Raw genomic sequence first — 22660 nt, 5'->3', positions numbered from 1 at the left:
CATGAGCGAGGGGATCAAGGACCATTCCGAGCTGTCCGAGGCGGCCGCCCAGTCCCGGGCCTCGGTGCTGCGCAGCCGGGCGGAGTCGTACGTCGCGCTGTCGCGGCACGACGCCGCGATCGCGGACCTGACCGAGGCGATCGCGCTCGCCCCGGACAACGCCCGCGCCTGGCGGCTGCGCGGGGAGAGCCACCGGGTGACCGAGCGGTACGAGGCCGCGCTGGAGGACTTCGGCGAGGCGCTGCGGCTGGAGCCCGACAGCGCGTACGCCCTCGGCTCGCGCGGCCAGACCTACGCCGCGATGGGGCGCCTGGACGAGGCCATGGACGACTTCGAGCACGCGCTCACCCTCTCGCCCGACTCATTGTGGATCCTGGAGGCGAAGGCGGACGCCCTGGTGGACCTGGACCGGCTGGACGACGCCCTGGCGGAGCACTCCAAGATCATCGCTCTGAACGAGGAGCTCGCGTACTCGTGGGTGGCGCGCGGCGACCTGTACCAGCGGATGCAGCTCTACCCGGAGGCCGTGGACGACTACACCAGGGCGCTGGAGGCGGACGCCGACTACGTGCGCGCGCTGAGCCGGCGGGGGGAGGCGTTGCGGATGATGGACCGGTACGAGGAGGCGCTGACCGACCTGAACCGGGCGCTGGAGCTGGAGCCGGGCAACGATCGGGCGCTCGGGAGCCGGGGGGCGGTGCTGAGCGAGCTGGGGGACAACGAGGCGGCGCTGAAGGATCTGGACGCGGCGATCGAGCTGGATCCCGAGTACGTGTGGGCGTTCCGGGTGCGGGGGGAGATCCTGCAGGAGCTGGACCGGCACGAGGAGGCCATCTCGGACTTCACCCGGGCGCTGCACCTGGACTTCGGGGACTGAGCGGGCCTACTCCGAGCGGCGGCGGCCTTCGACGGCGAGCCATTCGACGGCCCCCGCTCCCGCCGACGGCAGGATCGAGATGTGGCCGTCGCCGGGTGACAGGCGGAGCTCGGCCGTGGGGCAGTGCCGGGCCAGCCACTCGCCATGGGCGGCGGGCACGACCCGGTCCCGGCCACCGTGGACGAGCAGGATCGGGGCGGTGACGGCGGCCGGGTCGCAGCCCCACGGCGTCACGTACGCCACGTCGTCGTCGATCAGCCCGCCCGGCCCCGTCGCCACCGCGGGGCCGACCACGCTGTCGAACCAGGACCACTCCCCCTCGAACGCCGCATGGTCCTCGGGGGTGAACATCTCCGGGTCGTACGCGGTCGTGGCCTCGTGGCGTTCCTTGGCCGCGCGCCCCTGGGCGGCGGCGCGCAGGGACGCCTCGCAGGAGGGCGCCATGCCCGCGAACCAGTCGAAGGCGTGGGGTGCGGCGCCTCCCGGGGTGTAGGGCGCCAGGGCGGACACGCTCAGTACGGCCAGCACGCGCTCGCCCAGCAGGGCCGCGCAGGCCAGGGCGTGGGAGGAGCCGCCCGAGTGGCCCATGACGGCGAAGCGGGCCAGGCCCAGCGCGTCGGCGATCCGGCTCGCGTAGCCGGCCGCCGAGGCCAGGGTGCGGCCGGGCTCGGGGGTGGAGCCGCCGTAGCCCGGGCGGTCGTAGGAGATCCAGCGCAGGCCGAGGCGGTCGTCGAAGAGCGGCTCCGGCGGCGCGCCGATGTTGGGCGTGCCGTGGTGCCACAGGACCGGCAGGCGGTCGGTGGCGCCCGGAGCCGTGTCGTAGACGTGCAGGATCCGGCCGTCACCGATCGTGAGTTCGAATTCCTTCGTCACAGGACAAGCCTAGCCGCCGCCGGGACCGCGTTCGACGGCATCCCCTCATGAGGGGAGCCGGAGAACGACGGGTGCGGTCCCGGCGGGCGGTCGTCACAGGGCCAGCAGGGCGCTGACCGGGAGGCGGGAGTCCGACAGGGGGCGGATGGCGATGCGGAGCAGCGCCAGCGCGTTGTCGTCGCCCGCGATGCGGTTGGCGCTGAGCCCGCCGCACGACTGGCAGCAGTGGATGATCAGCCACTCCCCGTCGCGCCGGACGGTGACGCTCAGCGCCGCCATCCGGCCCCGGCAGCCCGCCCGCCGATCCCCCGGGATGCGGTGATCGACGTGCAGGCTGGTCAGGCAGTGCGGGCAGTGGTTGCGGTGCGCGGTGCCCGGCGCGATCATCGGCACGTCCATGCGGCATCCGACGCAGCGGAACGCGTCGCCGGGCTCGCCGTGATGTGCCTGCTTGCGCCGTTGTGGCCGTTCCCGGCCCGGGTTCCTCCTGGGCATGTCACAGATCGCCGAACGCCTCGAGCGGGAACGGCGGCTGCGCCAGCGGCCGTACGGCCATGCGCATGAGGATGAGCTGGTTGTCGTCCCCGCAGATGGGGTTCGACGTCAGCTCACCGCACCGGGTGCAGCGGTGGATGAGCATCCACTCTCCGGTACGCAGGACGGCGATCGAGATGGGGATCATCCGTGACCTGCATTCGCCGAGCAGGTGCAGCGAGTGCAGGCAGCTCGGACAGTGGTTGCGGCGAACACCGTCCGGCGCGTTCGCGGTGACCGTCAGGCCGCAGCGGACGCACTGGAAAGTCTCGGTGCTCGCGATGGAACGGGATTTGCCGTTGGCAGACAACCTGGGTACTCCTTGCCGGAATGGTCTTTCTCAGGACAGCAAGGGAGCCCTGGCGTGCCTCGCGGGCATGCTCTGGGTACGGCGGCCGGTCGGTTAAGGGCAGGATCCGCCAATGACACAGCGAGGCGCGCAGGGCGCGGTGCCAGGCATAAATCCCCCTCCTTGACGGGCACGACAGGCCCGGATCTCTCCACCGAACGGACGTGTGCGAGCGTAACGGGGCACGACGACCGATCGCCAACCATTTTCCGGTGGCCACTGACTTTCCGGTGGCCATTGACTTTCCGGTGGCCATTGACCGAACGAAGTTCTAGGGTCGGCCCATGGGCATCGGGCTGACCGAGGAGCACGTGGCGCTGGCGGCCTCCGTACACGGGGTGGCCGGGCGGGGCGCCGATCACGCGGCGCTGGCGGGGCAGGGGCTGCTGGGGCTGCACCTGCCGGAGGACGGTGGCGGGCAGGGGTTCGGGCTGCTGGAGTCGTGCGTGGCGCTGGAGGCGCTGGGCGAGCGGCGGGTCGGCGGGGCGTACCTGCCGGCGGTGCTGGCCTCGGCGGTGCTCGGCGCGTACGGCGCGGAGCTGCCCGGAGGGACGCGGCTGGAGTTGCTGCGCGGGCTCGCCGGCGGCTCCCTGACCGCCGCCGTGGCGCTGCTGCCCGGGTGCGCGATCGGGCCGGCGCAGGCCGAGCTGTTCGTCGTACCGGCGGGTGACGGCGGGTGGGCGGTGCTCGATCGGGGCGACGTCACCGCCGATCCCCTGGAAGGGATCGATCCGGACCGGCCGCTCTGCTCCGTCACCGCACGCGACGTGCCCGCCGACCGGCTGCTCGGGGCGGCGCCGGTACGTGAGCTCGCCGCTGTACTGCTCGGCGCGGATGCGTGCGGGGTCGCGGCGTGGGCCGTGGCGACGGCGGCCGGACACGCCAGGGTACGCGAGCAGTTCGGGCGGCCGATCGGGCAGTTCCAGGGGGTCAAGCACCGGGTGGCGGGCGCCCTGGTGGCCCTGGAGCAGGCACGGGCCGCCGTGTGGGACGCCGCCAGGGCCCTGGACGAGGCCCGCGGTACGAGCACCACTTCCAGCGTGCCGCCGGACGCTGGGCCGGGTGCCGGGCCGGGTGCTGGGCCGGGCGCGGGGCCGGGCGCGGGGATGCCGGACCCCCGGCTGGCCGATGAGGTGCGGCTGGCCGTGAGCGTGGCGGCCGTGCTGGCCCCGGACGCCGCCGTCCGGAGTGCGGCCGACGCGATCCAGGTGCTGGGCGGCATCGGCTACACCTTCGAGCACGACGCCCACCGCTACTACCGCAGGGCCCTGTCCGACCGCATGCTGGCCGGCGACCCCGGCCCGTGGGCCGAGGAGGCGGCGCGGATGGCGGTGGCGGGGGTCCGGCGGCGGATGGAGCCGGACCTGCCGGAGGAGGCGGCCCCCGTCAGGGACGCCATCCGGGCGGAGGCCGCGTCGCTGCGCGCCGAGGAGCAGGCGGCCAGGCGGGCCAGGCTCGCGCGGGAGGGCTGGATCATGCCGCACCTCCCCCGTCCCTGGGGCCGGTCCGCCACACCGCTGGAGCAGGTGATCATCCACCAGGAGTTCCGCGACCTCGGCCGCCCGAACCTGGGCATCGCCGCCTGGGCGGCCCCGTCCATCGTCCGCTACGGCACCCGCGAGCAGCAGGAACGTTTCCTCCCTGGCACGTTCACCGGTGAGATCGTGTGGTGCCAGCTCTTCAGCGAGCCCGGCGCGGGCTCGGACCTGGCGGGGCTGGCGACGAAGGCCGTGCGGGTGGAGGGCGGCTGGTCGCTGACCGGCCAGAAGATCTGGACGTCCCTGGCGCAGTACGCCCATTGGGGCATCTGCCTCGCCCGCACCTCCCCGGACAGGCCCAAGCACGACGGCATCTCGTACTTCCTGGTGGACATGTCGTCCCCCGGCGTCACCGTCAGGCCGCTCAAGGAGATCAACGGGGACGAGATCTTCAACGAGGTGTTCCTGGACGACGTGTTCGTGCCGGACGACCTGGTCGTCGGCGAGGTGGACCAGGGCTGGCGGGTGGCCCGCGACACGCTCTCCCACGAGCGGGTCGCGCTCGGCGACTCCTGGGGGCCGGGGTCGCGGCACACCGATCTGGCCCGGCACCTCTCCCGGCTGCCCGGACTCAGGGAGGCGCAGCGCGAGCAGGCGGGCCGCCTGTGGGCCGAGGGCCAGGCCATCTCGGCGCTCGGGCTGCGGGTGACGCTGTCGCAGCTCGCCGGCGCCGATCCGGGCGCGGCTCCGAGCGTACGCAAGCTGCTCGGCATGCGGCACGCGCAGGCGGTCTCGGAGTTCTGCTGGTCGCTGGACCCGCAGGACCGTTACTGGAGCCGCATGATCCTCGCCACCCGGGCGTTCACGATCGGCGGCGGCACGACGGAGGTGCAGCTCAACATCATCGCCGAGCGCGCGCTCGGCCTTCCCCGGGATCCGTGATCAGCGCCGGGGATAGTACGGGGCCGCGAGGTGGGCGTACACGATCGTGTTGTCCTCGTAGCTGTGCGCCTGCCGGTCGAACGCGCCGCCGCAGGTCACCAGCCGCAGCCCCGGATAGCGGAGCTTGGCGTAGACCTTCTTGGCGGGGAAGGCGCCCTTCGGGGTGTGCTCGACCTTGTCGACGACGAAGACGGCCACCGAGCGGTCGGCGCGCAGCACCTGCACCTGGGCGCCGCGCTTGACCTCCTTGAGCCGGGCGAAGACGGCGGGGCCCGTCCGCGTGTCCAGGTGGCCGGTGATCACGGCGGCGCCGCGCTGGCCGGGGACGGGGCCGTAGCGGTACCAGCCGGCCAGGTTCGGCGGGTCGAACGGCGGGTTCTGGATGGCACCCCTGTCGTCCAGGCCCAGCTCCATCAGCGGGGCGGCCACGCCGATGGAGGGGATGTAGACGGCGGTGGGCCGGGCCGCGCGCATGGGCCCGGCCACCTTGGACGCCGGCACGCCGGGCAGTTCCTTGAGCGGCTCGGCCGGGCCGCTGGATGGACGGGCCGCCGGGGCGGGGGCCGTGTCGCCGCCTCCACCGAGCGCGCCGCCGACGCCGAGCACGATCAGCAGCACGCCCGCCATCGACACGGCCACCGCCCCGCCGAGCACGAGCCGGTTTCCCGGTGTTCGCCGGGGCGGGGGCAGGTCAGCCGACATCCCTGCGGCGCCGTGCCGCGAGGCCGGTCAGGCCCGCGCCGGTCAGCAGCGCCGCCCCGCCCACGGCGAACGGCCACACCGGCCCGCCCGCCGCGAGCCCGCCGCCGCCCGTCTCCGGGTGGCCCTTGGGCACCCGGTGCTCGTCCTCGCCCGCCGGCCGCCACGGAGGTTCGTCCCCGGCAGGCCAGGAGTCGGTGGGGACGGGCGCGTTCGACCAGGACTCGTTGGGCTCGGGCGCGTTCGACCAGGAATCATGGGGTTTTGGCGCCTCGGAGTGTCCGGGCGCGCTGGACGAGTCGCCGGGTTCGGCGTCGCCCGACCAGGAGTCGTCCGAGGGCTCGTCGCAGAGGATCGGCAGGTGCACCAGGCAGGCGGACTCCGTGCCGGGGATCTGGGGATCGGTGCCGGCGGCCCAGGCGGGGCCGCCGAGGCCGACCGCCAGGCTCACTCCGGCCACCGCGAAGGCGGCCGCCGCTCCAGCCGCCGCGAGACGTCGCGCTCTTGCCATGAGAAGGCTCCAGACTCGGTTGTCGCCCCCCGATGCACAAGAGAGCCTTGCGAACTATTAGACCGCCAGTCAAGTAATGTGACCGAAGTGAAACCGTCCAGACACGGAGGGTTTAGCTCTGGTGCGGCGTGGCAGGGATATCCCACAAAGGGGGACATATCGCCATGAGCAATCCGCAACAGCCAGAGCTCCGCAGGTCGGGCAAGGCCAGCACCGACTCCAAGTCCGCGGACGCCGCCAGGGAGACGAAAAGCGGAGCCCGGCGCTCGGGCCGCCCGCACGGCACGGACAAGGGCCGCAAAGGCGGCGGCAAGGGCGGCGGCGTGCCCCCGGCCCAGCGACCACAACACCCGGAGTGAGATCACGTGAGAGGAAGCCTGCAGTTCATCGGGAACGCCACCACGCTGATCCGTTACAACGGCTTCACGCTGCTGACGGACCCCAACTTCCTGCACCGGGGGCAGCGGGCGTACCTGGGGTACGGCCTGTCGTCGCGGCGCCTCACCGACCCCGCCGTGGAGATCGAGGACCTGCCGCCGCTGGACGCGGTGCTGCTGTCCCACATGCACGGCGACCACTGGGACAGGGTGGCGCGGCGGGGCCTGGACAAGGCGACGCCGATCATCACGACCACGGCGGCGGCCGGCCGGCTGCGCCGCCGCGGCTTCCGCAGGAGCGTGGGGCTGGAGAACTGGCAGCAGCACGAGCTACGCCGCGCCGGCGGCACCGTACGGATCACCGCGCTGCCCGCCAAGCACGCGCCCGGCGTGGCGGAGGCGCTGCTGCCGCCGGTGATCGGCACGATGGTGGAGTTCTGCAACCAGGACGAACGGGTCGAGCTGCGCCTGCACATCAGCGGTGACACGCTGCTCGACCGCCGCCTGGACTCGATCCCGCGCCGCTTCCCCGAGATCGACGTGGCCCTCGTGCACCTGGGCGGCACGAAGCTGCTCGGCACCCTGCTCGTGACCATGGACGGCGAGCAGGGCGCCGCGTGGGTGGACCTGATCAACCCGCACACGGTGGTGCCGGTCCACTACGACGACTACACCGTCTTCAGCTCGCCGCTGGACGACTTCCGCCATCACATCGAGCAGTCCGGGCTCGCCGATCGCGTCGTCTACCTGGACAAGGGCGAGACCCGCGAGCTGCTGCCGCACCACCTGGCACGCCACTGACCCCGGGATCGACACCCGAGTTACGTGTCGGACCGGGCCTTGCTCGGCTGGACGCGCTTGGGCTCGCCGGGCATCTTCGGGTAGTTCGGCGGGTACGGCAGGTCACCCCGCTCGTCGCCGGCGTACAGGTCGAGCAGGGGCTCGATCGAGTACGCGCGGTCGTCGATGGCCGCGTGCACGTCGCCCAGCTTCGCGAAGCGGGCGGGCACCGTGCGGATGTCGAAGTCGCGCGGGTCGGCGTCGGCGAGCTCGTCCCAGGTCAGCGGCGTCGAGACGGGGGCGTGCGGCTTGGCGCGGATCGAGTACGCGCTGGCGACGGTGCGGTCCCTGGCGTTCTGGTTGTAGTCGATGAACACGCGGTCGCCGCGCTCCTCCTTCCACCAGGCGGTGGTCACCAGGCTCGGGTCGCGGGCCTCGACGGCCCTGGCCAGGGCGATGCCCGCGTGGCGTACCTGGATGAAGTCCCAGCGCGGCTCGATGCGGACGGCGATGTGCGCGCCGCGGTTGCCCGAGGTCTTCACGAAGCCCTCCATGCCCAGCTCGCCGAGCACGTCCCTGGTCAGGAACGCGGCCCTGCGCGCGGCGTCGAACTCCAGCCCCGGCTGCGGGTCCAGGTCGATGCGCAGCTCGTCGGGGTGCTCGACGTCGGCCGCCCGCACCTGCCAGGGGTGGAAGTCGATGGTGCCGAGGTTCGCGCAGTAGGCGATGGCCGCCACCTCGGTGACCCGCAGCGACTGCGCCGTGCGCCCGCTGGGGAAGGTCACGGTGACCGATTCCAGCCAGTCGGGGTGCTTGGGCGGCATGCGCTTCTGGTAGATCGCCTCCGTCTGCACGCCGTCGGGGTGGCGCTTGATGTTCGTGGGCCGGTCCCTGAGCGCGCGCAGCGCCCCCTCGCCGACGCTCACGTAGTACTCGACCAGTTCCCGCTTGGTGGCGCCGATCTCAGGAAAGTAGACCTTGTCGGGATTGGTGACCTTGACGGTCCGCTCCCCCACCTCGAGCTCTATGTACGGCGATGCCATGCCCCCGAACCTACTCCAAGCGGGGTGGGCCCGTCCCGGAGCCGCCTCGGTGGCGGGACCGAGGGCTCGACAGGACGGGCCGCGAGACCATCCGCCGCCGTTCCGGGCGCTGGCGCGCCACCCGGCCGGCCGTGGCGATCCCCAGCGGCGCCAGCACGGGCGTGGGCTGTGCCGCTCGGCGGGATCTGCGGATGATCACCCCTTGGCAAGGAGGCGATGACACCCCCTTGCCTACAAAGACGCAAATTCACCCCAGAACAGATGCTTCACCCTGCGGAGATCTCTTTTTGCACGATCTCGTACGCTGGACACATGGACAAGGTGGTCAAGAGCGAGGCCGAGTGGCGGGCCCAGTTGTCGCCCGAGGAGTTCCAGGTCCTCCGGGAGGCCGGGACCGAGCGCCCGTTCACGGGGGAGTACGTCGACACCAAGACCGAGGGCGTGTACTCGTGCCGCGCCTGCGGTGCCGAGTTGTTCCGGTCCGACACGAAGTTCGAGTCGCACTGCGGGTGGCCGAGCTTCTTCGAACCGTCCGAATCCGACGCGGTGCGGCTGATCGAGGACCGCAGCCACGGCATGGTGCGGACCGAGGTGCGGTGTGCCCGGTGCGACTCGCACCTGGGGCACGTGTTCCACGGCGAGGGCTACCCGACGCCGACGGACGACCGCTACTGCATCAACTCGATCTCCCTGCGCCTCGAACCCAAGGGGTGATCAAGCAGCGACGCGGCGTATCGATCGCCTTCCACGGGTACGAGTGCCGCGTGCGCTTTGTCCACCTTCGCCACCGGTGGGTAACCATCGAAGCCATCGGGCGCGTTGTCACCCAGCGGTGTGAGGTCTGCGCCAAGACGCGGGTCCGGGTCCGGTGACCCGGACCCTCCCACGTCACCCTGGGGCCGGGTGGGTGACGCGGCAGCTCCGGTCGGAGGGGCCGAGGAGGTTGGCGAGCACCGGGTTGCCGTTCCCGCCGAACTCGGCCTGCACGAACACCACCGGATCTTCGACGCCTCGGCTGCGGAGGTAGGCGAGGCCGCGCTCGCAGAGGATGATCGCGGTCAGCGAGTTGTCCGCCGATTCCGGCAGGTCCGTGTAGATGCGCAGATATCCGCCGACGCTGCGGACGTCCTTCAGGCGTTTCAGTGCCTTGTCGTCCGGGCCCCAGTTCGTCCGGAAGTACTCCGCCGCCTGGTGGTCCGTGTGCCGTGAGGGGCCGTCGGCCCTGTAGTCGTCGCCGTCGCCGGGGTCGGGGCCGCCCGCCAGCACGTCCTCCGGGGCCGTGGTGCCGGGCACCGTCCCCGGGCGGGGGCCTCCCGTCCGGCCGGGGGTGGCCGCCGGCTTCGGCGCCTGGGTCCGCGGGTCCTCCCGCACGCTCGCTTCCGCACCCGCCTCCGGGCCGGTCCCGCCGTCCCCTCCTTCCCCGCCGGGCGCCGCCGTCCCGCCCGTCCCGGCCGCCCTCGCGGTGCCCGCCCCGCCGTTCGCACTGCCCGCCCCAGGAGAACCGGCGCCGTCACGGTCCTGCCCCGCCCCCCGCTCACCGCCCTGCCTGCCCGCCGCACCGGCCACAGGCGGCGCTGCCCCGAACCCGCCGAGCAGCGCGCCCGGCCCGACCCCGCCGAGCAGCACGACCACCCCACCGGCCAGCACCAGCGCCACCGCCGCCACCCGGCCCTTCCGCGCGCCCAACCGGCCTTGCCGCACCGGCCCGCCCAAGTAGCCCGCACGCGCGCCCGGCGCATCCTTCCGCGCCGCCGGCCGCCGCGATCCGTCGGCTGGCCCGCCGCCGCCCGGCACGCCGCCGCCCGGCACGCCGCCGCCCGGCACGCCGCCGCTCAGCGCGCCGCCGCTCAGCGCGCCGGCGACCGGCGCATCGGCGACCGGCGCGTCGGCGATCGGTCCGCTTCCGATGACCAGCGGCCCCGTTCCCGCCCCGCCGTCCTCCGGGGCCTGACGCCCCTTCCCCGTCGCCGCCCAGCCGCTCCCCGTACGGCGCCGGGCGTGCCGGGGGCGGTGGCCCGCGGCATGGCGTCCCGCCGCGTGCCGACGGCGGCCTCGTCCTCCGGTCTCCTCCACCCCGATCGACCTCCCCGCAATAGGCCCGTTCCCTAGACGCCCACCCGCCTTGGAACGTTCACAAGGCACGGGAATCGCCCGCTGGGAGCGGGGAACACGACGGGGCGCCCGGCCCCAAGCGGCCGGGCGCCCCGTCGAGCGGTCGTCTGCGAGGTGTTACGGAAGGGCGGCGACGAGCTCCGGCAGCGGCTTGCGCGCCCCGGTGTAGAACGGGATCTCGACCCGGGTGTGCCGGCGGGCCTGCGCCCCCCGCAGCGTACGCATGAGGTCGACGATCCGGTGCAGCTCGTCGGCCTCGAACGCCAGCATCCACTCGTAGTCGTTGAGCGAGAAGCACGCCACCGTGTTGGCCCGCACGTCGGGATAGTCGCGCGCCATCCTGCCGTGCTCGGCGAGCATGGCCCGCCGCTCGGAATCCTCCAGCAGGTACCACTCGTAGGAGCGCACGAACGGGTAGACGCTCACGTACGCCCGCGGCTCCTCCTCGGCGAGGAAGGCCGGGATGTGCGACTTGTTGAACTCGGCGGGCCGGTGCAGCGCCATCGCCGACCACACGGGCCTGGTGTGCCGGCCCAGCCGGGTGCGGCGGAACCTGGCGTACACGTCCTGGAGGTCCTCGGGCGTGGGCGCGTGCCACCAGAACATGAAGTCGGCGTCGGCCCGCAGCCCGGCCACGTCGTAGACCCCCCTGGTCACGACGTCCTTGCCGGCGGCCTGGTCGAGCAGCTCCTGGACCTCGGCCGCGAGCCCGTCGCGGTCGCCAGGACACGGCTCGGTCACCTGGAAGACCGACCACATCGTGTAACGGATCACCTGGTTGAGATCGCGGGCCTTCGGCCGCGGAGCGCCCTCTGTCATGGTGACTATTGTCCTCGCCTGGTGAGGTGGTCCATAATCCGGGCGGCGGCCGTGCGCGCCGTTCCGACGCAGGCGGGGATGCCGATGCCGTCGTAGGCCGCCCCGCACACCGCCAGGCCGGGCTCGACCGACACCGCGGCCCGCACCCTGGCCACCCGGTCGAGGTGACCCACGTTGTACTGCGGCAGCCCGCCGCCCCACCGCGTCACCCGGGTGTCGATCGGCAGCCCGCGCACGCCCATGACGTCGCCCATCTCGGCCGTGGCCAGCGACACCAGCTCGGCGTCGTCGCGCTGGAGCAGGTGCTCCTCGCCGATCCTGCCGATGGAGCAGCGCAGGATGACCAGGTCCTTGGTCAGGTGGGGCCACTTCACCGAGCTGAACGTGACGGCCTTGACCGGCCGCCCCTCCACGGGCGGCACGAGGTAGCCGCTGGTGGCGGGCTGCTCGGGGAAGGCGTCCACGGGGTAGGCCAGCGTGACGACGGCCATGCTCGCGTACTGGATCCTGGCCAGCTCGGCGGCGGCCTTCGGCACCTCCTGCTTGAGCAGCCGGCTGGTGGCGGGCCCCGGCGTGGCCAGGATCACCGCGTCGGCCTCGATCACCTCCGGACGCGGCACGGGGCCGGTGACCAGCCGCCAGCCGGCCTCGGTGCGGTGCAGCTCGCGGACGGTGACGCCGGTCCTGACGTCCGCCTCCGACGCCTTGGCGACGGCCTCGGGCAGGGTGCCGACGCCGCCGCGCAGGGAGGTGAAGACCGGCCCCGCGTCCTTGGGCGTCTCCGCGACGAGGTGCCTGGCGGCGCTCAGCAGCGAGCGCTCGGAGCGGGCCACCGCCGCCACGCGCGGCATCGTGGCCTCCAGCGACAGCATGTCGGCCCGGCCGGCGTAGACGCCGCCGAGCAGCGGCTCGACCAGCCGGTCCACGACCTCGCCACCCATCCTGGCGCGGATGTAGGCGGCGACGGACACGTCGGTGCGGACGAGGGTCGGCGGCAGGATCTGGTCGAGCGGCACGCGCAGCAGGCCGCCCGGCGACACGATGCCCGACTTGGCCAGCTCGGTCAGGTCGGACGGCACGCCCATCACCTGGCCCTTGGGCAGGTGGCGCAGCTCGCCCCTGCTGTAGACGGCCGAGCTCAGCGTGCCGGGGAAGACCAGGTCGTCGCCGAGACCGACGGCTCTGGCCAGCTCCTTCCCCTCGGGCCGCCTGGCCAGCATGGACTCGGCGCCCGCGTCGACGCTCACCCCGGCGACCTCGGAGGCGTGCAGCTTGCCGCCGATGCGCGGCGCCCCCTCCAGGACCGTCACCCTGACGTGATCGCCCGCGCCCTGGCGGAGATACCACGCGGCGGCGAGGCCGGAGATCCCCGCGCCGACGATGACCACGTGCGCCCGATTCCCTTCCACGCCTCCTGACGCTACCGCCTCAACGGCTCGGCCAGCCGCGCGGGGCACGTGACCGTACCGTGATTCCCCCTGTCAAACCGGGGCGGTGCGCCACCCGTCATAAGGGGCATGACGAGATTCCGGTACGGCCTCGCTCTCACGGCGGCCTGCTCGGCCGTGTTACTGACCGCCTGCGGTGGCGGCGCATCCCTCAACTCCGGCGCGGCACCGGCCTCCGCGCCCCATCCGGTTGCCGAGAGCGCCGCCCGGGACGAGAGCCAGGTCAAGGAGCCCCAGGCCCAGCGGACCCGCCAGAGCCAGGCGGGCGGGGTCGTCTCTGGCGTCGAACCGGCCCAGCAGGCGCGGCAGGTCATCTACACCGGCAGCATGACCGTGCGGGCCGATAAGGTGACCCCTGCCGTCCAGCAGGCCAAGCAGATCGTCACCGAGGCCGGCGGCTACCTGTCGCAGGAGGAGAGCAACTCCTCGGGCGACACCGAGGCGTCCGCCCTGCTGGAGTTCAAGATCCCCACCGCCAAGTACGCCGAGGTGCAGAAGCGGCTCGGCGGCGAGCTGGGCAAGCAGCTGTCGCTCAACCAGAACGCCCAGGACGTCACGCTGAAGGTGGCCGACGTCGAGAGCCGGCTGAAGTCGGCGCAGCAGTCGCTGGAGTCGCTGCGCGAGCTGCTGAAGCGGGCGGACACGATCGGCCAGGTGCTGGACGTCGAGCGGGAGATCTCCTCCCGGGAGGCCGACCTGGAGTCGTTGCAGGCCCAGCAGAAGGAGCTGGCCACGCAGACCGCCATGGCCACGCTGACGTTGCGGCTGGTGGGCCCGGTGACGGTGGTCGAGGACCCGGCCGACGAGCCCGCCGGCTTCCTCGGCGGCCTCAAGGCGGGCTGGCAGGCCCTGGTCTCGTTCACGAAGACGGCCCTGACGCTGATCGGCGCACTGCTCCCCTGGGTGGTCGTCTCACTCCCCCTGATCGCCCTGGTGGTCTGGCTGGTCCGCCGCGACCGCCGCCGCCCGCCGGCCCCCACGCAGCCCACCCCCGACACCGAACCCGCCTGAGAACCGGAAGCCAGGACGGGCGGCCACCACCACGCGGCCGGACCGGATGTGAGAACTACGGCGAGCGCAGCGGGTCTCCGACACGCATGACGGCGGCCGGCCCGTGGGGGTTCCCAAAGAGGCTTGTAGCTTGTGACCTTGTGCTTGCGACCTTGTGCTTGCGACCTTGTGCTTGCGACCTTGTGCTTGCGACCTTGTGCTTGCGACCTTGTCTTCTGCGGGGGTCAGTGCTCGTGGACGAGGTCGGTCAGGCGCTTGAGCTGATCCGGGTCGGTCGAGGGCAGCACGCCGTGCCCCAGGTTGAACACGTGCCCCTCGGCCGACTCCCCACGGCGCAGCACTTCGCGCGCCTTGCGCTCGACGACCTCCCACGGCGCGAGCAGGATCGCCGGGTCGAGGTTGCCCTGCAGCGCCTTGCCTGGCCCGACCCGCCGCGCGGCCTCGTCGAGCGGCACCCGCCAGTCGACGCCCACCACGTCGGCGCCCGCCTCGCCGAGCACGCCGAGCAGCTCTCCCGTGCCCACCCCGAAGTGGATGCGCGGCACGTCGGCCACGCTCTCGAAGATGCGCCGCGTGTACGGCAGGATGAGCTCGCGGTAGTCGCCGGGCGCCACCGCCCCCACCCACGAGTCGAACAGCTGCACGGCCGACGCCCCGGCCGCGATCTGGATGCGCAGGTGCTCGGCCACGATGTCCGTCAGCCGCTCCATGAGCTGGTGCCACAGCTGCGGCTCGCCGTACATCATGGCCTTGGTGCGGTCGTGGTTCTTGGAGGGGCCGCCCTCGATGAGGTACGAGCCGAGCGTGAACGGCGCGCCGGCGAAGCCGATCAGCGGGGTGCCGCCGAGCTCCCCGGTGAGCGCCTGGATCGACTCGGTGACGTACGGCACGTCGCCGGGCTCCAGCGGCCGCAGTGCCTCCAGGCCCTGGGCGTCGCGGATCGGGTCGGCGACGACGGGGCCGACGCCCGGCTTGATGTCGAGGTCGACGCCGATGGCCTTGAGCGGGACCACGATGTCGCTGAAGAAGATGGCCGCGTCGACGCCGTAGCGGCGGACGGGCTGCATGGTGATCTCGACGATGAGGTCGGGCGTCGCGCACGCGGTGAGCATCGGCACGCCCTCGCGGACCTTCAGGTATTCCGGCAGTGACCGCCCGGCCTGGCGCATGTACCAGACAGGGGTGTGCGGGACGGGCTGGCGGCGGCAGGCACGCAGGAAGGCTGAGTCGGCGAGGTTCACCTCACCAGGGTAGTGGCTGCGGGCATAGGCCCGGGGTGTCGGAAAAAGATGCATTGGACACCCCAAATCATGATCAGATAGCCAGATGAAGGTTTACCGGTCTGCTCGGCATCGGCACCGCACACGGGTCGAACACACCCCATGTCCGGCCAGAGAGCCGGTCTCGACTGGGCCAAATGTTCCCCAAGCCACCGCGCGGCATCGATTCAGCGACCACTTTCGGGACACGCCGAGCGCGTTGCGGGGAATTGTCAGCGGCTCGTGCCAACGTCGGAGCCACGACCCGAAGAAAGGCCCCGGTTCGATGACTCGTGCGATGACCGCGTTGTGGAGTTCCCCAGAGCGCCGCAGTGAGCGCTGCCCTTCCTGCGCCGAGGAGCGGGCGTTCGAGCAGCCGCCGTGCGCGGAGGGGCACGAGCCGGGCCAGTGCCCCGAGTGGGCCTGCGTCGACTGCGGTCACGCGGTCATGCTCGCGGCCGCCGAGACCATCCGCCCGGCCCGCCAGCTCGTTACGGCATCGGCTTGATCACGAAGGATGAGCACCCCCGTGGTCCCCTTCCGCCCGTCTTCGACCTACGCTTCCGCTATGACACTCGGTGACCAGCCACCGCCTCCGGCCGCGTTCACGCGCGCCGCGGAGAGCCTGCGGCGGGCCGAGGTCAGGCCGGAGATCGAGCTCGAGGACCTGCCCGCGCCGCAGCGGCTGGCCCCCTACTCGGCCGCCATCGGCGCGTCGGTCTACCGCGACGACGACGAGCTCGCGGTCGGCCGGCTGATCCTGCTCTACGACCCCGACGGCCAGCGCGGATGGGAGGGCCCGTTCCGGCTGGTGGCCTACGTCAGGGCCGACATGGAGCCGGAGATCACCTCCGACCCGCTGCTCGGGCCGGTCGCGTGGAGCTGGCTGACCGAGGCTCTCGACGCGCATCAAGCCGACTACTCCGCCGCTGGCGGTACCGTGACAAGAGCCGTGTCCGAGGGGTTCGGCAACAAGGCCGACGACCCGGTCACGACGGAGCTCGAGCTGCGGGCGTCGTGGTCACCCGCGCAGGAGGACCTGTCCGGCCATGTCGCCGCGTGGTGCGACCTCATGTGCCTGGCGGCGGGCATGCCGCCGCTTCCCCCCGACGTGGCCGCCCTGCCCCGCCGACGTGATGATCCGGAGAGTGACCGAACGAAGTGAGGGCACCAGTCAAGACAGCACCAGCGTCATGAGGTCGGTGAGCTCATGACAGAAGAACGCACAGTGGAGCCGCTGCTGGAGCCGCGTGACGGCATACCCGCGGTCATCGCCGACGCCGCCGGGCTGGCGGAGGTGGTGGCGAGGTTCGCCGCCGGCAGCGGTCCCGTCGCGGTGGACGCGGAGCGGGCCTCCGGCTACCGCTACGGCAACCGGGCCTATCTCGTGCAGCTGCGCCGGGCCGGTGCCGGCACGGCGCTGATCGATCCGATCGGGTGCCCCGACCTGTCGGCGCTCGACGAGGCCGTGGCCGACGCGGAGATCGTGCTGCACGCCGCCTCGCAGGACCTGCCGTGCCTCATGGAGGTGGGGTTCAAGCCGCGGGTGATGTTCGACACCGAGCTGGCCGGGCGGCTGCTCGGCTACGAGCGGGTCGGGCTGGGCACGATGGTGGAGACCGTGCTCGGGCTGCGGCTGGAGAAGGGCCACTCGGCGGCCGACTGGTCCACCAGGCCGCTGCCGGAAGACTGGCTGCGCTACGCCGCGCTCGACGTGGAGGTGCTGGTCGAGCTGCGCGACGTGCTGCACCAGGAGCTGATGGAGTCCGGCAAGCTGGAGTGGGCGCGCGAGGAGTTCGCGGCCGTGCTCGGCACCCCGCCGCCCGCGCCGCGCTCCGACCCGTGGCGGCGCACGTCGGGCATCCACAAGGTGCGGAACGTGCGCGCGCTGGCGATCGTGCGCGAGCTGTGGAACATGCGCGACCGCATCGCCCGCGAGGCCGATCTCGCCCCCGGGCGGGTGCTGCCCGACGCGGCGATCGTCACCGCCGCGCTGGAGGGACCCCGCACCAAGAAGGCGTTGACCGAAATTTCGGCATTCACCGGGCGAAGCGCGCGAAGGCACATGAGCGACTGGCTCGCCGCCGTGGCCAGGGCCCGCAATCTGCCCGACGGGCAGCTCCCCCAGCCCAGCACGCCCGGCGACGGCCCGCCGCCGCCCAACCGCTGGGCCGACCGCGACCCGGCCGCCGCCAAGCGCCTGGCCGCGGCCCGCGCCGTGGTCGCCGCGCTGTCCGAGGAGCACCACATGCCCACGGAGAACCTGCTGCAGCCCGACGCCGTACGCAGGCTCACCTGGGAGCCGCCCGCCGAGATCACCGAGGAGAGCGTGACGGCCAGGCTGCGCGAGCTCGGTGCCCGCGAGTGGCAGCTCTCCCTGGCGGCCGCTCCCATCGCCAAGGCTCTGGCCAGGCTGGGGACGCGCGGCGAGTCCTGATCCGGGCACCGGGCGCCCCGGCCGGAGGTCCGGCAGGCCCACCTGAGGTTCGCGCTACTTGACGCCTTCGGTGGCCCGGCCGTACGGTTCGGGAAAGCGCTTTCCGCATGTTGTGCCTGAAGGGATCCTCATGAGCGTGCGCACCATCGGCGTCGTGATGAACGGCGTCACCGGACGGATGGGCTACCGCCAGCACCTGGTCCGGTCCGTCCTGGCCATCAACGAGCAGGGCGGCGTGACGCTCTCGGACGGTTCCAGGGTCAAGCTCAAGCCGGTACTGGTCGGCCGCAACGCCGACAAACTTGCAGATATCGCAGCAAAGCATGAGATTTCGGATTTCACCACGGACCTCGACGCGGCGCTCGCCGACGACGGCAACCTGATCTACTTCGACGCCCAGGTCACCAGCGCCCGGGTCAAGGCCGTGCTCAAGGCCATCGAGGCCGGCAAGCACATCTACGCCGAGAAGCCGACGGCCGAGTCGACGCAGGAGGCCATCGAGCTGGCCGAGGCCGCCGCCGCCAGGGGCGTCAAGAACGGCGTCGTGCAGGACAAGCTGTTCCTGCCCGGCCTGCTCAAGCTGAAGCGGCTGATCGACGGCGGCTTCTTCGGCCGCATCCTGTCGGTGCGCGGCGAGTTCGGCTACTGGGTGTTCGAGGGTGACTGGCAGGAGGCCCAGCGCCCGTCGTGGAACTACCGGTCCGAGGACGGCGGCGGCATCGTGCTCGACATGTTCCCGCACTGGCACTACGTGATGGAGAACCTGTTCGGCCGCGTCACCTCGGTCTACGCCCGGGCCGTGACGCACATCCCGGCCCGCGTGGACGAGCAGGGCAAGGAGTACGCGGCCACCGCCGACGACGCCGCGTACGGGATCTTCGAGCTGGAGGGCGGCATCGTCGCCCAGATCAACTCCTCCTGGACGGTCCGCGTGAACCGGGACGAGCTGGTCGAGTTCCAGGTGGACGGCACGCACGGCAGTGCCGTCGCGGGCCTGCGCAACTGCCGCGTCCAGCACCGCTCCGCCACCCCCAAGCCCGTCTGGAACCCCGACCTGCCCGCCACGGCGCGCTTCCGCGACGGCTGGCAGGAGGTGCCGGACAACGCCGAGTTCGACAACGGGTTCAAGATCCAGTGGGAGGCGTTCGTCCGGCACGTTCTGGAGGACGCGCCGTTCCCGAACGACTTCGCCTCAGGTGCCCGCGGCGTGCAGCTGGCCGAGCTGGGGCTGCGCTCCAACGCCGAGGGCCGCAGGATCGAGGTGCCGGGGCTGTGAGGATCGAGCTTCCCGGGTTCGGCTCGTACCCGCTGAGCGAGCCCACGACCTGGCCGGCGGTCGACCGGCCGGCGACCAGCCGCATCGTGTACGCCGCCGCGCACGTGGTGGCCGACCCGCTGGGCGACAACACGCCCGGCTCCCCCGCCGCCGTGGACTGGGAGGCCACGCTGCGCTTCCGCCGCCACCTGTGGTCGCTGGGCCTGCGCGTCGCCGACGCCATGGACACCGCGCAGCGCAACATGGGCCTGGACTGGGCCGCGACCAGGGAGCTGATCCGGCGCAGCGCCGCCGAGGCCCGCTCGTACGGCGACCCGGCCACGCTCGTCTCCTGCGGCGCGGGCACCGACCACGACCCGGACGCCGGCACCCTGGACGCGATCACCGCCGCCTACGCCGAGCAGATCGAGACCGTGCAGTCCGCCGGCGCGGGCGTGATCGTCATGGCCTCCCGCCAGCTCGCCCGGGTCGCCTCGGGGCCCGGGGACTACCACCGGGTGTACGGCAAGCTGTTCGGCGTGGCCGAGCGGCCGGTGATCCTGCACTGGCTGGGCGAGATGTTCGACCCGAACCTGGCCGGCTACTGGGGCTCGCGCGACGTGGCGGCGGCCACGGAGTCGTTCCTGGAGCTGATCCACGCCAACGCCTCGATGGTGGACGGCGTGAAGGTGTCGCTGCTGGACGAGGAGCACGAGATCGGCCTGCGCGCCGCGCTGCCCGAGGGCGTCAAGCTCTACACCGGCGACGACTTCAACTACCCGTCGCTGATCAGGACGGGCTCGCACGCGCTGCTGGGCATCTTCGACGCGATCGCCCCGGCCGCCGCGGCGGCGCTGCAGGTGCTGGACGCGGCCGAGGCGTCCTGCACCGACGAGGGCAGGGAGCGGCTGCTGGCCCAGTACGACGAGATCCTCGCGCCGACCGTCCCGCTGTCGCGCAAGATCTTCGAGACGCCGACGTACAACTACAAGACCGGCATCGTCTTCCTGGCCTGGCTGAACGGCCACCAGGACGCGTTCGCCATGGTGAACGGCGCCCAGTCGGCCCGCTCGCTGCTGCACCTGTCGGAGGTGTTCCGCCTGGCCGACCAGGCCGGGCTGCTCGCCGACCAGGAGCTGGCGGTGCGCCGCATGAAGGCGCTGCTGGCGGTGAACGGCCTGTGAGCCTTTCGCTGAACCAGTGGACGACCCGGCAGTGGACGCTGCCCGAGGCCGTGGACGGGTGCGTCAGGCACGGCCTGGAGGCGATCGGGCTGTGGCGGGAGAAGGTCGCCGAGACGGGGCTCGCGCAGAGCGTCAAGCTCGTGCGGGCGGCAGGGCTGCGGGTGTCGTCGCTGTGTCGCGGCGGCTTCCTCACCGCGGGCGGGCTGCCGGGCGAGGACGGCCGTGCGGCCTTCGCGCGGGCGCTGGAGGACAACAGGCGGGCCATCGACGAGGCGGCCGAGCTGGAGGCGGCCTGCCTCGTGCTGGTCGTGGGCGGGCTGCCGGGGGTCAGGCCCGGCGAGCCGCTGCCCGCCTCCGGCTTCACGCGTGACCTGGCCGGGGCCCGCGAGCGGGTGGCCGAGGCGCTGGCGGAGCTGGCGCCGTACGCCGGGGAGAGGGGGGTCAAGCTGGCGCTGGAGCCGCTGCACCCGATCTACTGCCCGGACCGGGCGGTGATCTCCACGCTCGGCCAGGCGCTGGAGCTGAGCCTTCCCTACCCGGAGGAGCAGGTCGGCGTCGTCGTGGACACCTTCCACGTGTGGTGGGACCCGCGCCTGTTCGAGGACGTCGCGCGGGCCGGCAGCCGGATCGCCTCCTACCAGGTGTGCGACTACCTGCACCCGCTGCCCGAGGACGTGCTGCTCGGGCGGGGCATGATGGGCGACGGCGTGATCGGCTTCCGCCCGATCACGTCGGCGGTCCAGGCCGCGGGCTACAGCGGGGACGTCGAGGTGGAGATCTTCAACGCCGACGTCTGGGCCGCCGACCCCGACGAGGTCGTGGCCACGATGAAGGCCCGCTACGAGGAGGTCGTCCTCCCCTGACGGGACGGACCGGCGTCGGACGAGGCGCCGCACGCGACGGGGCGGCGTCGGACGAGGCACCGCACGCGACGGGGCGGCGTCAGATGAGGCGCCGCACGCGACGGAGCGGCGTCAGATGAGGCGTCGCTCCATCGCCGCGACCACGGCCGCCGCCCTGTTGTCCACGCCCAGCTTGGCGAAGACGTGCTTGAGGTGCGTCTTCACGGTGGTCTCGCTGATCAGCAGGGCCCGCGCCACCTCCTTGTTGGCGGCCCCGCGCGCGATCAGCCTGAGCACCTCCAGCTCCCGCGGGGTGGGCGCCGCCGCGGGCTTGCGGCCCAGGCCGTCGATGAGCTGCGAGGTGATCCGCTGGGCGAGGACCCGGCCGCCGGCCGCCGCCGTACGCACGGCCGCCTGCAGCTCCTCGCGCGGCGCGTCCTTGAGCAGGTAGCCGGCCACCCCCGCGGCCAGCGCCCGCGACACGTCGGCATCCGTGTCGTACGTGGTCAGCACCACCACCCTGATCTCCGGATGGCCGGCGGACAGCCGCTCGATCGCGCCGACCCCGTCGAGCCCCGGCATGCGCAGGTCCATCAGCACCACGTCCGGCCGGGCGGCCCTGGCCTGGGCGAGAGCCTCGTGCCCGTCGCCCGCCTCGGCCACCACCTCGATGTCCGGCACGCCGTCGAAGATGCCGCGCAGCCCGTCGCGGACCACGGGGTGGTCGTCGACGATCATCAGGCGCAGGGGATGCTCACGCACAACGCGGTCCCCTCTCCCAGCGCCGACTCCACGGTGACGGTGCCGCCGGAGCGCGCGGCCCGCTCGCGCATCGCGACCAGCCCGTAGCCGCCTCCCGTGCCGGCCGGGTCGAAGCCCGCGCCGTCGTCGAGCACGTCCAGGGTGACCTCCTCCTCCATGTACGACAGCGTCAGGACGGCACGGCCGGCCCTGGCGTGCTTGGCCACGTTCGCCAGGCCCTCCTGGGCGGCGCGCAGCAGCGTGGCCTCCACGTCCTCGGGCAGCCGCCGCGGCTCGCCGTCCACCGAGACGGTCGCCGTCACGCCGGTCGCCGCCGACCAGCGCTCGGCCACGCCCTTCAGCGCCTCGTGCAGCGGGGCCCGCTCCAGCGGCTCGGGGCGCAGCGCGTCGACCGAGCGCCTGGCCTCCTTGAGGCTGTCGCGGGCCAGCTGCTTGGCCTGGGCGATGCGCTTGCGTACCGCCTCGGGGTCGTCGCCGCCCTGCTCGGCCGCTTCGAGCTGGGCGATGATGCCGCTGAACCCCTGGGCGAGGGTGTCGTGGATCTCCCTGGCGAGCCTGGCCCGCTCCTCCAGCGCGCCCACGATCCGGCTCTGCTCGCTGTGCCGTACGAGGTCCTTCGTGAAGAGCCCCATGATGAGCGTCAGCGCCATGTTGCCCACGACGAACGCCAGCAGGGACGGGTCCTCCGGGATGGCCTGGAACGCTCCGGTCGCGGCGACGCTCGACAGGACGAGCAGCACGGCTCCGGCGTAGCCCCAGACACCGGGCAGCAGCAGGTAGGGCAGCGCGACCATGCCGTACACCATCGACTGGTAGGCGGAGTTGGCCATGACGAGGGCGCAGTTCAGCCCGGTCAGCACCAGGAAGTGCAGGGCCATGGGGTTGAGGCGTTCGAGATGCGCGGGCTTGCGGACGATGAAGAACGCGTACCAGCCCGCCATGAGCGCCGTCAGCGTGAGCGCGGCGACATCCAGGCCGTCCCGCAGGGCCGCGATCGTGGCCGCCATCGCGAGGCAGGTGTAGAAGAGCAGGTGGAAGACCCGGGGCCAGCCTGCCTCGTCCAACGTC

24 protein-coding genes are annotated in these 22660 nt (G+C 72.6%); 12 read left to right on the top strand and 12 right to left on the bottom strand.

The genetic code is table 11. The features are described from left to right. Position 1 precedes the first annotated feature (1 nt). A complete protein-coding gene (locus HD593_RS14245) occupies positions 2-877 on the top strand; it encodes a tetratricopeptide repeat protein (protein WP_185102627.1) in 876 nt (291 codons plus the stop codon). Between the two features lie 6 nt (positions 878-883). On the opposite strand, the gene HD593_RS14240 is transcribed toward HD593_RS14245, so the two are convergent. From HD593_RS14240 to HD593_RS14230, 3 genes are all read right to left on the bottom strand, one after another. Continuing rightward, complete coding sequence (locus tag HD593_RS14240; protein ID WP_185102626.1) at positions 884-1750, bottom strand: alpha/beta fold hydrolase; 867 nt, start codon at positions 1748-1750, stop codon at positions 884-886. A 93-nt stretch (positions 1751-1843) separates the two neighbouring features. Next, complete coding sequence (locus tag HD593_RS14235) at positions 1844-2245, bottom strand: RNHCP domain-containing protein (RefSeq protein ID WP_185102625.1); 402 nt, start codon at positions 2243-2245, stop codon at positions 1844-1846. Position 2246: 1 nt separating this feature from the next. After that, the gene (locus HD593_RS14230; protein ID WP_185102624.1) at positions 2247-2594 is read right to left on the bottom strand and encodes an RNHCP domain-containing protein; all 348 of its coding nucleotides are present in this window, start codon (positions 2592-2594) and stop codon (positions 2247-2249) included. A gap of 323 nt (positions 2595-2917) precedes the next feature. Between HD593_RS14230 and HD593_RS14225 the strand changes: the two genes are divergently transcribed. Then, positions 2918-5053, top strand: a complete 2136-nt coding sequence (locus tag HD593_RS14225; protein ID WP_185102623.1) for an acyl-CoA dehydrogenase family protein — start codon at positions 2918-2920, stop codon at positions 5051-5053. On the opposite strand, the gene HD593_RS14220 is transcribed toward HD593_RS14225, so the two are convergent. Beyond that, on the bottom strand, positions 5054-5755 hold the full coding sequence (locus HD593_RS14220) for a class F sortase (protein WP_185102622.1): 702 nt from the start codon (positions 5753-5755) through the stop codon (positions 5054-5056). Then, positions 5745-6263, bottom strand: coding sequence for a hypothetical protein (locus tag HD593_RS14215; RefSeq protein WP_185102621.1), 519 nt, complete (start codon positions 6261-6263; stop codon positions 5745-5747). The genes HD593_RS14220 and HD593_RS14215 overlap by 11 nt, the downstream gene beginning before the upstream one ends. 164 nt (positions 6264-6427) lie before the next feature. Here HD593_RS14215 and HD593_RS14210 point away from each other — a divergent pair, with 164 nt between their 5' ends. Together HD593_RS14210 and HD593_RS14205 are read left to right on the top strand one after the other, a co-directional pair. Next, positions 6428-6622: a hypothetical protein gene (locus HD593_RS14210; protein ID WP_185102620.1), complete on the top strand. Its 195-nt coding sequence runs from the start codon at positions 6428-6430 to the stop codon at positions 6620-6622. Between the two features lie 6 nt (positions 6623-6628). After that, positions 6629-7441: an MBL fold metallo-hydrolase gene (locus HD593_RS14205; protein WP_185102619.1), complete on the top strand. Its 813-nt coding sequence runs from the start codon at positions 6629-6631 to the stop codon at positions 7439-7441. A gap of 20 nt (positions 7442-7461) precedes the next feature. Here HD593_RS14205 and ligD read toward each other — a convergent pair whose 3' ends face one another. After that, positions 7462-8463: a non-homologous end-joining DNA ligase gene (gene ligD, locus HD593_RS14200; protein WP_185102618.1), complete on the bottom strand. Its 1002-nt coding sequence runs from the start codon at positions 8461-8463 to the stop codon at positions 7462-7464. A gap of 312 nt (positions 8464-8775) precedes the next feature. On the opposite strand from ligD, the gene msrB reads away from it, so the two are divergent. Then, the gene (msrB, locus tag HD593_RS14195; RefSeq protein WP_185102617.1) at positions 8776-9177 is read left to right on the top strand and encodes a peptide-methionine (R)-S-oxide reductase MsrB; all 402 of its coding nucleotides are present in this window, start codon (positions 8776-8778) and stop codon (positions 9175-9177) included. A gap of 174 nt (positions 9178-9351) precedes the next feature. Here the strand turns inward: msrB and HD593_RS14190 are convergent, their stop codons facing one another. The 3 genes from HD593_RS14190 to hemG all read right to left on the bottom strand — a co-directional run bounded on the left by HD593_RS14190 (position 9352) and on the right by hemG (position 12803). Continuing rightward, entirely contained in the window at positions 9352-10536 is a 1185-nt protein-coding gene (locus tag HD593_RS14190; RefSeq protein ID WP_185102616.1) for a hypothetical protein, read from the bottom strand. A gap of 156 nt (positions 10537-10692) precedes the next feature. After that, a complete protein-coding gene (gene hemQ, locus HD593_RS14185; RefSeq protein WP_185102615.1) occupies positions 10693-11394 on the bottom strand; it encodes a hydrogen peroxide-dependent heme synthase in 702 nt (233 codons plus the stop codon). A 5-nt stretch (positions 11395-11399) separates the two neighbouring features. Then, a complete protein-coding gene (gene hemG / locus HD593_RS14180) occupies positions 11400-12803 on the bottom strand; it encodes a protoporphyrinogen oxidase (RefSeq protein ID WP_312903465.1) in 1404 nt (467 codons plus the stop codon). Between the two features lie 108 nt (positions 12804-12911). Between hemG and HD593_RS14175 the strand changes: the two genes are divergently transcribed. Then, complete coding sequence (locus HD593_RS14175; RefSeq protein ID WP_185102614.1) at positions 12912-13853, top strand: DUF4349 domain-containing protein; 942 nt, start codon at positions 12912-12914, stop codon at positions 13851-13853. A 224-nt stretch (positions 13854-14077) separates the two neighbouring features. Here the strand turns inward: HD593_RS14175 and hemE are convergent, their stop codons facing one another. Then, entirely contained in the window at positions 14078-15094 is a 1017-nt protein-coding gene (gene hemE, locus HD593_RS14170; protein WP_185102613.1) for a uroporphyrinogen decarboxylase, read from the bottom strand. Positions 15095-15398: 304 nt separating this feature from the next. Here hemE and HD593_RS14165 point away from each other — a divergent pair, with 304 nt between their 5' ends. The 6 genes from HD593_RS14165 to HD593_RS14140 all read left to right on the top strand — a co-directional run bounded on the left by HD593_RS14165 (position 15399) and on the right by HD593_RS14140 (position 20851). Continuing rightward, positions 15399-15620 carry a hypothetical protein gene (locus HD593_RS14165; protein ID WP_221524756.1) on the top strand — a complete coding sequence of 74 codons (222 nt, stop codon included), beginning with the start codon at positions 15399-15401 and terminating at the stop codon, positions 15618-15620. 60 nt (positions 15621-15680) lie between these two features. Continuing rightward, entirely contained in the window at positions 15681-16277 is a 597-nt protein-coding gene (locus tag HD593_RS14160; protein WP_185102612.1) for a DUF3000 domain-containing protein, read from the top strand. Between the two features lie 45 nt (positions 16278-16322). Further along, positions 16323-17549, top strand: a complete 1227-nt coding sequence (locus HD593_RS14155; RefSeq protein ID WP_185102611.1) for a ribonuclease D — start codon at positions 16323-16325, stop codon at positions 17547-17549. A 130-nt stretch (positions 17550-17679) separates the two neighbouring features. Next, positions 17680-18825 (top strand): Gfo/Idh/MocA family protein, encoded by a 1146-nt coding sequence (locus HD593_RS14150; RefSeq protein WP_185102610.1) that lies wholly within the window; start codon positions 17680-17682, stop codon positions 18823-18825. Then, positions 18822-19988, top strand: coding sequence for a dihydrodipicolinate synthase family protein (locus HD593_RS14145; protein ID WP_185102609.1), 1167 nt, complete (start codon positions 18822-18824; stop codon positions 19986-19988). The genes HD593_RS14150 and HD593_RS14145 overlap by 4 nt, the downstream gene beginning before the upstream one ends. After that, a complete protein-coding gene (locus tag HD593_RS14140; RefSeq protein ID WP_185102608.1) occupies positions 19985-20851 on the top strand; it encodes a sugar phosphate isomerase/epimerase family protein in 867 nt (288 codons plus the stop codon). Before HD593_RS14145 ends, HD593_RS14140 begins: the two co-directional genes overlap by 4 nt. Before the next feature lie 111 nt (positions 20852-20962). On the opposite strand, the gene HD593_RS14135 is transcribed toward HD593_RS14140, so the two are convergent. Together HD593_RS14135 and HD593_RS14130 are read right to left on the bottom strand one after the other, a co-directional pair. Continuing rightward, positions 20963-21592 (bottom strand): response regulator, encoded by a 630-nt coding sequence (locus tag HD593_RS14135; protein ID WP_312903464.1) that lies wholly within the window; start codon positions 21590-21592, stop codon positions 20963-20965. Then, positions 21568-22656, bottom strand: coding sequence for a sensor histidine kinase (locus HD593_RS14130; RefSeq protein WP_185102607.1), 1089 nt, complete (start codon positions 22654-22656; stop codon positions 21568-21570). Before HD593_RS14130 ends, HD593_RS14135 begins: the two co-directional genes overlap by 25 nt. Positions 22657-22660 lie beyond the last annotated feature (4 nt).

Origin of the sequence: Nonomuraea rubra, from assembly GCF_014207985.1 — a bacterium.
GTDB classification, from domain to species: domain Bacteria; phylum Actinomycetota; class Actinomycetes; order Streptosporangiales; family Streptosporangiaceae; genus Nonomuraea; species Nonomuraea rubra.
The sequence above is the reverse complement of the archived record's forward strand: the minus strand, read 5'-3'. Positions and strand labels throughout refer to the sequence as shown.

What these genes read in the sequence shown, in the direction of transcription:
- HD593_RS14245 (WP_185102627.1), top strand. Translation starts at nt 2, where the DNA reads ATGAGCGAGGGGATCAAGGACCATTCCGAGCTGTCCGAGGCGGCCGCC.
- HD593_RS14235 (WP_185102625.1), bottom strand. Translation starts at nt 2,245, where the DNA reads ATGCCCAGGAGGAACCCGGGCCGGGAACGGCCACAACGGCGCAAGCAG.
- HD593_RS14225 (WP_185102623.1), top strand. Translation starts at nt 2,918, where the DNA reads ATGGGCATCGGGCTGACCGAGGAGCACGTGGCGCTGGCGGCCTCCGTA.
- HD593_RS14220 (WP_185102622.1), bottom strand. Translation starts at nt 5,755, where the DNA reads ATGTCGGCTGACCTGCCCCCGCCCCGGCGAACACCGGGAAACCGGCTC.
- HD593_RS14215 (WP_185102621.1), bottom strand. Translation starts at nt 6,263, where the DNA reads ATGGCAAGAGCGCGACGTCTCGCGGCGGCTGGAGCGGCGGCCGCCTTC.
- HD593_RS14210 (WP_185102620.1), top strand. Translation starts at nt 6,428, where the DNA reads ATGAGCAATCCGCAACAGCCAGAGCTCCGCAGGTCGGGCAAGGCCAGC.
- ligD (WP_185102618.1), bottom strand. Translation starts at nt 8,463, where the DNA reads ATGGCATCGCCGTACATAGAGCTCGAGGTGGGGGAGCGGACCGTCAAG.
- msrB (WP_185102617.1), top strand. Translation starts at nt 8,776, where the DNA reads ATGGACAAGGTGGTCAAGAGCGAGGCCGAGTGGCGGGCCCAGTTGTCG.
- hemQ (WP_185102615.1), bottom strand. Translation starts at nt 11,394, where the DNA reads ATGACAGAGGGCGCTCCGCGGCCGAAGGCCCGCGATCTCAACCAGGTG.
- HD593_RS14175 (WP_185102614.1), top strand. Translation starts at nt 12,912, where the DNA reads ATGACGAGATTCCGGTACGGCCTCGCTCTCACGGCGGCCTGCTCGGCC.
- HD593_RS14165 (WP_221524756.1), top strand. Translation starts at nt 15,399, where the DNA reads ATGACTCGTGCGATGACCGCGTTGTGGAGTTCCCCAGAGCGCCGCAGT.
- HD593_RS14160 (WP_185102612.1), top strand. Translation starts at nt 15,681, where the DNA reads ATGACACTCGGTGACCAGCCACCGCCTCCGGCCGCGTTCACGCGCGCC.
- HD593_RS14155 (WP_185102611.1), top strand. Translation starts at nt 16,323, where the DNA reads ATGACAGAAGAACGCACAGTGGAGCCGCTGCTGGAGCCGCGTGACGGC.
- HD593_RS14150 (WP_185102610.1), top strand. Translation starts at nt 17,680, where the DNA reads ATGAGCGTGCGCACCATCGGCGTCGTGATGAACGGCGTCACCGGACGG.